This window comes from Nocardia sp. NPDC024068, assembly GCF_040638875.1.
Classification (GTDB): domain Bacteria; phylum Actinomycetota; class Actinomycetes; order Mycobacteriales; family Mycobacteriaceae; genus Nocardia.
This window is the reverse complement of the sequence record NZ_JBEZYU010000109.1, coordinates 1-5891: the sequence shown is the minus strand read 5'-3', so window position 1 is coordinate 5891 and position 5891 is coordinate 1. Positions and strand designations below refer to the sequence as shown.

The 5891-nt window shown below is 69.4% G+C and carries 4 protein-coding genes; 3 read left to right on the top strand and 1 reads right to left on the bottom strand.

Going from position 1 to position 5891, the window contains the following annotated elements; all coding sequences use genetic code 11:
• Positions 1 to 70: 70 nt before the first annotated feature.
• Entirely contained in the window at positions 71 to 1171 is a 1101-nt protein-coding gene (locus AB0F41_RS31315; RefSeq protein ID WP_357430168.1) for an alpha/beta fold hydrolase, read from the bottom strand.
• Between the two features lie 632 nt (positions 1172 to 1803).
• Between AB0F41_RS31315 and AB0F41_RS31310 the strand changes: the two genes are divergently transcribed.
• The 3 genes from AB0F41_RS31310 (at position 1804) to AB0F41_RS31300 (ending at position 5483) form a co-directional block, all read left to right on the top strand.
• Complete coding sequence (locus AB0F41_RS31310; RefSeq protein ID WP_357430166.1) at positions 1804 to 3525, top strand: DEAD/DEAH box helicase; 1722 nt, start codon at positions 1804 to 1806, stop codon at positions 3523 to 3525.
• A gap of 121 nt (positions 3526 to 3646) precedes the next feature.
• Positions 3647 to 4933 carry a PQQ-binding-like beta-propeller repeat protein gene (locus AB0F41_RS31305; RefSeq protein ID WP_357430164.1) on the top strand — a complete coding sequence of 429 codons (1287 nt, stop codon included), beginning with the start codon at positions 3647 to 3649 and terminating at the stop codon, positions 4931 to 4933.
• A 37-nt stretch (positions 4934 to 4970) separates the two neighbouring features.
• Positions 4971 to 5483, top strand: coding sequence for a nitroreductase/quinone reductase family protein (locus AB0F41_RS31300; protein ID WP_357430162.1), 513 nt, complete (start codon positions 4971 to 4973; stop codon positions 5481 to 5483).
• Positions 5484 to 5891: the final 408 nt, after the last annotated feature.

The following is a 5891-nucleotide window of genomic DNA, read 5'->3' as shown; positions in this document are numbered from 1 at the left end:
GTCAGCCCTCGAGACTCGCGGCTGCGCCGCCTCGCTTCGAGGGCTGACAGCAGACGCGGGCCGAACCCTTTCAGGGCCTCGTAAGACTCGGCGCCGGGGCGGTGAGGAATTTGTCGAGGTAGGTCCAGGTGGTGTCGCGGGCGGTCGCTCCGGCGAGGATGCCGAGGTGCCCGCCGGGGGCGGTTTCGTAGTGAACCGAAGCGGCGCCGGTGAGGGTGCGTAACCCGTGCTCGACCGCGCGGGCGGGGGTGATCACATCGCTCGGGCCGCCGACCAGCAGCACCGGCGCGGTGATGTCGGCCAGCCGGATCGGGCGCGGGCCGATGTTCACCACGCCGCGGCCGATCTCGTTGCGCAGCACCAGATTGGTCCACAGCTGCTGGTACATCCGCCCTGGATAGCCCGGCATACTCGCCATGAAGCGGTCGATGGCCTCCATCCGGGCCAGCGATTCCGTCCGCGCCAGGTTGCCGGCCACGAACAGCGGTCGTTTGATTTCCCGGTCCCAGGCGGTGAGGCGGTAGGCGAGCCGGGTGAGCGGCGCCGGGACCCCGCCTACCGCGCGCAGCGCGGTGCCGACGGCCTCGCCGGTGCCGGTGAAGCGGGCGGCCGCGGCGAGCTGGGGGGTCGCGGGCATGGCGTTGTAGTTCAGCGGCGCCCCTATCGCAGTGATCGACCGGATGGGCAGTTCGGCGTGCGCGGCCGCGGTGAGCAGGGCCATCGTGCCGCCCAGCGACCAGCCGACCAGGTCCACACCCGATTCTCCGCCGTCGCGGCGATCGGCGGCGGTGCGCCGGATGGCCTCGGGCAGGATGTCGTGGATCCAGTCGTCGAAACCCATCCGGCGGTCGGCGTAGGTGATGTCCCCGTAGTCGATGACGTACGGTGCGCGGCCGGTGTCGAGCAGGAACTCGGCCAGGCTTTGACCGGGTCGCAGATCGAAGCAGCTTGCGGGAGCGGCGAGCGGTGGCACCAGCAGGACCGCGGGCCGGTCGCGCCGCTGCCCCGCGACAGGGGCCGGTTCGAACCGGCTCAGCCGGCGGTGGGGTTCGTCCCAGAGCACCGTGGCGGGCGTCGGCCGGTGCCCTTCCACTCCGTCACCGAAGGTCAGCGCCCACGCATTGCGGGCGGCGCGCCCGAGCGTCCGGGTCCGGTCACCCTCCGGGTCCACCACGCGTAGCGCTCGGTCGGCGAGGGCGATACCACGGTCTGCGATGCTCACGGCACGAATCTCTCATATCCCGATACGGCTGTACCAGCCGCGCAGGGGGCCCGACCTGGCCGAGTGTGTGCCGAATCACCTTCAGGGGCCGCCACGTACCGCCGCCGCGGCCGGGGTCGCCGGATCGCGTGAAACGTGCTATCGCACAGGCGCGCTGGGCGGGTGCCCGGAAGGCGCGGAATCCCTTTCCGGCCGATATGCGCTGCCGGGTTTCGGAGCGCAGGACAATAGCACGCTACAATCGCGACGGACAACGGAAGAATTCCGCCGATCCGCAAGAACCGGCAGCTCCGAAAGCCGCGCACCACGGGTGCGCGCAGCGGTGACCAGAGAATTCTCCGGTGTCCACGGAAAATGTGCGCGCACCAGATCCGCGTCACCGATGCGCTGCGCCGATGTCCGAGCTTCGCTGCCCCTCATCCGGGCACTGCCGACATCCGGCGGCGGCCCGGGTGAATATCGCAGGGCGGATCCGTGGTCGTCGTGGACCGGCCGGTCCGCCCCACGCCTCGTGCGCGTGTAGCGCGATAACGAGGGAAGGCACGAACCTGAGCAAGATCACAGTAGAACCGGAACCCGGTCTGGCGGAAACTCTGCTGACAGCGGAGTTGGACTCCGCCCATACCGCGCCGTCTTTCGCGGAATTGGGTGTACGCGACGAAATCGTGCGCGCGCTCGGCGAGATCGGAATCGAACGTACTTTCGCGATCCAGGAACTCACCCTGCCGTTGGCGCTGGGTGGTGAGGATCTCATCGGCCAGGCCCGGACCGGTATGGGTAAAACCTTCGGTTTCGGCGTACCGCTGCTGCACCGGATCAGCACCACGGAATCCGGGACGACGCCGTTGGACGGCACCCCGCGCGCGCTGGTCATCGTGCCGACGCGCGAATTGTGCATCCAGGTGACCCACGACCTGGAGAACGCGGCGAAATACGTCAACACCGAACGCGGACCGCTGCGGGTGACCTCCATCTACGGCGGCCGCCCCTACGACGCGCAGATCGACGCGCTGCGCAAGGGTGTGGACGTGGTGGTCGGGACGCCCGGCCGCCTGCTGGACCTGGCCGATCAACAGCATCTGATCCTCGGCAAGGTCGGGGTACTGGTGCTCGACGAAGCCGACGAAATGCTCGATCTGGGCTTTCTGCCCGATATCGAACGCATTCTCGGGATGGTGCCCGATAAACGGCAGACCATGCTGTTCTCGGCGACCATGCCCGGCCCGATCATCACGCTGGCCCGCACATTCCTCACCCGCCCGACCCATATCCGCGCCGAGGAACCGCACGATTCCGCGGTGCACGACCGGACCGCGCAATTCGTCTACCGGGCGCATGCGCTGGACAAGAGCGAATTGGTCGCCCGGGTGCTGCAGGCCGAGAGCCGCGGCGCCACGATGATCTTCACCCGCACCAAACGCACCGCCCAGAAGGTGGCCGACGAATTGGCCGAGCGCGGTTTCGCGGTCGGCGCGGTACACGGTGATCTCGGGCAGATCGCCCGCGAGAAAGCCCTCTCGAAATTCCGCAAGGGCACCATCGATGTGCTGGTCGCGACCGATGTCGCGGCGCGCGGTATCGATATCGACGATGTCACCCATGTGGTGAACTACCAGTGCCCCGAGGACGAGAAGACCTACGTGCACCGGATCGGCCGCACCGGCCGTGCCGGACGGACGGGCGTCGCGGTCACGCTGATCGACTGGGACGAACTCACCCGCTGGGCCTCCATCGACGCCGCACTCCGCCTGGGCATCCCCGAACCGGTGGAGACCTATTCGCGGTCGCCGCATCTGTTCTCCGATCTGGGTATTCCGGAGGGCGTCACCGGAACCGTCGGCGGCCAGAAGCCGCAGCGCGATCCGGATGCGGTGGTTGTCGAGCGACCCGAGCGCAGCTCTCGCAAACGCAACCGCAAACGCACCCGCGGCGGGCAGCCGGCGGACGCGGCCACCACCGCCGACGAGACCGGGACAGCCACGGAGACCGCCGAAGGCGGCCCCGGCGCGGGCCCCGACAGCGGCGACGAATCGGGCTCGGCCCCACGCCGCCGTCGCCGGCGGCGGCGCTCGGCCGGGACCGGTGACGCGCAGGACACCGGCTCGTCCGGCGAGACCACCGACTCCACCACCGAGTCCGGTGCGGAGACGGAGGGCGCGGATGCGGGTGCGGACAAGCCCGCACGCCGCCGGTCCGCCGATACCCCGGGCGCGGCCGAAGCCGGCTCACCGGGCAGCGCCACGCAGGACGAGGCCCGGACCGTGAGCGCCGGTGCGGGCACGAACGGATCGTCACAGGACTGACAACGGGCACCGGACCGGGCCGCGGTGGAAACACCGTCGGCCCGGTTCCGCGTTTCCGGTCCGGTGAGCCCGCTCAGAGCACGGTCGAAAGCCGTCCGTGCCATCCGTTACGCTCGCCTACGTGCTCGCACCTGAGCGGCGAACGCGCGCCGATGTCATCACCGCTGCCGCGATCGCCCTCTTCGTGGTGATCGCGGTGATCGTGGCATGGGCCACCAGCGATGTGTCCGATACCGAATCCGTGGTCGCCGACCGCCCGGCCCGCACCCCGCAGGCCGCCCAGGAGCTCCCCGGAACGCTGCGCGAACTGTGGCATGCGCCCGATACCGCGACCACCCGCGCGCTCACCTCCGAGGGCGTTGCGGTGACCGGCGCGGACGGTACCGTCACCGGGCACGATCCGCGGACCGGTGAACAGGTGTGGCGCTACTCCCGCGACCTGCCGCTGTGCGGGGTGGAGGCGCAGTTCGGGATGGTCATCGCGGTCTACCGCAACGAACGCGGATGCAGCGAGACCACCATGATCTCCGGCGCCGACGGGCAACGCCGGACCGCGCGCAGCAGCTATATGGACGATCGGGTCCGGCTGTCCGTGGACGGCACCTATGTGGTGGCGCAGGGCCCCGACCGGCTCGAGGTCTGGCGTTCGGACCTGGTACGCACCCTCGAATACGGGTATGTCGACGCCAAGGACAACTGGAAGACCCAGCCGCGTACGGGATGCGCGTTGCGTTCGGCCGCGTCGAGTTCGTCCCGGCTCGCGGTACTGGAACGCTGCCCGGACGATCCGGCCAACCGGCTTACCGTACTGGCCCCCGCACCCAAAGACGACAACGTGCCCGAGGAATACGGTTCACGGGTGCTGGAGGGTCCGGGCGCCGATTCTCCCGATGCCCGGGTGATGGCGGTGTCCGACAACCGGATCGCCGTCTACCAGCCCGGCGCCGACGGCCGCGAACCGGCCGCACCGCGGTTGACGATCTTCGACGCCAAGGGCAATCCGGTTCTGGTGCAGGAACTCTCCGCGCCGATCGCCGAAACGGCCACGACCACCCGGACCGGTTCGGCGTTCCTGGTGTTCACCGGAAACAGTGTGATAGCCCTGCGGGCCAGCACTTTCGAACCGCTATGGACGGCCGCGGACGCACTCGGAGCCCCGGTCCCGATGGCCGGGAGCCTCCTGATCCCGGTACCGGGCGCCGTATCCGCCCTCGACCCGGTCACCGGTGCCGAGGTCGCCCGTCTCCCGGTCGCGCGGCCCGGCTACGGCGGCGGCCCGATCTCGCTGGGCGTCCTGGGCAACACGGTGCTCGAACATCGTGACGGCGAACTGTTCGGTTTCGCCGACCCCGATGCCGCCCGGGCGGACACCGAGAACACCGAACGCCCGGCAAAACCACTGCGGTGAAACGTTTTTGTCGGTGCCGCCCGGCACACTGACCGCCATGACAGAAGCAGCCCGCCCCACCGACACCGCTCCCGCCCTCGCGGCCGAATACACCCGTTACGACGATCCCGGCGCCCCGTGGAACCAGTTCACCGAACAGGATCCGGCCGTCTGGAACACCGAGGTGATCCGCGAGTTCCGGGCCAACGGCGGCCGGGTCGGCGGCGCGTACGCGGGAGCGACGCTGCTGCTTCTCACGAGTACCGGCGCGAAAACCGGTAAACGGCACGTGGTCCCACTCGGTGCGCTGTATCGCGGAAAAACCCTCTACGTCAGTTCGTTCGCCGACGACGGTTATCCGGCCTGGTACCACAATGTGCAGGCCGATCCCGCGGTCATCGTGGAACTGGGCGACCACGTCCACCACGGCACGGCCCGGGTTCTGAACGGCGCGGAATACGACGAATTCGCGGCCTGGGCACTGGCCGACAACCCGCTGCTCGCCGACTTCCAGGCCACCACCGACCGCCCTCTCCCCCTGGTCGTACTCACGCTGGCCGGCGAGGCATGATGTCGTCCGCGGGCACTCCGTAGGTGGGGCCGCTCCCCGGTTCTCGGTGTGCGCGCACCGACCATGGGTTGGGGCTCGAGCAGTTACATGGTGGCGGAACCTGCTCGGGTGTTTGAGCGGGCTTGCTGGTGAAGGTGGGGGGTGGCCTTGCCTACCAAGGTGAGACAGGTGACCTCACCCGCCAAGGTAGGGAGGTGACCTTGCTCCCCAAGGTGAGGCAGGTGACCTCGCCCCCAAGGTGAGGCAGGTGGTCTTGCTCGCGCAGGTTGGGAGGTGGCCTTGCCGCCGCCAAGGTGGGGCAGGTGACCTCGCCCCCCAAGGTGAGGCAGGTGACCTCGCCCCCAAGGTGAGGCAGGTGGTCTTGCTCGCGCAGGTTGGGAGGTGGCCTTGCCGCCGCCAAGGTGGGGC

Bases quoted from the DNA above. Each gene is read 5' to 3' on its own strand.
- AB0F41_RS31300 (WP_357430162.1), top strand. From the start codon at position 4,971: ATGACAGAAGCAGCCCGCCCCACCGACACCGCTCCCGCCCTCGCGGCC.